The organism is Streptomyces sp. P9(2023) (genome assembly GCF_032436795.1).
GTDB lineage: Bacteria > Actinomycetota > Actinomycetes > Streptomycetales > Streptomycetaceae > Streptomyces.
In genome coordinates, this window is sequence record NZ_JAUPWM010000258.1 from 1 (window position 1) to 342 (window position 342).

1 protein-coding gene is annotated in these 342 nt (G+C 39.2%); it reads left to right on the plus strand.

Annotated features, from left to right (window positions below; translation table 11 throughout):
- Positions 1 to 156 precede the first annotated feature (156 nt).
- The coding region (locus Q5762_RS37565) for a hypothetical protein (protein ID WP_315896798.1) at positions 157 to 342 on the plus strand (186 nt) is incomplete at its 3' end.

Consider the following 342-nt stretch of genomic DNA (forward strand, 5'->3'; position numbering starts at 1 on the left):
TATGGCTTATCAATAGTTATGAGGATTTTCTCACTTTACGCAGAGCAAAAAACCAACTGGTTGGCCTAAATATCGTCAAATTTCACGGACACTCACAGATATATTACGATTTTTTATGCATCATAAAAGCAACAACAAATCAATTAGGATAACCGAATGACCTCGTTAAAGAGCAGAACCAAATTGCTATTACTGACGCTGATTCCATTGGTGCTGATCACTGGCTTAATGACCATGGTGAATTATTGGAGTAATGCGCGTGCACTTGAGCAAGAATTAACCCAATATCGCGAGCAATTGGTCGAGACTCGTAAAGCTGAGCTGCAAGCGTATTTAATGATG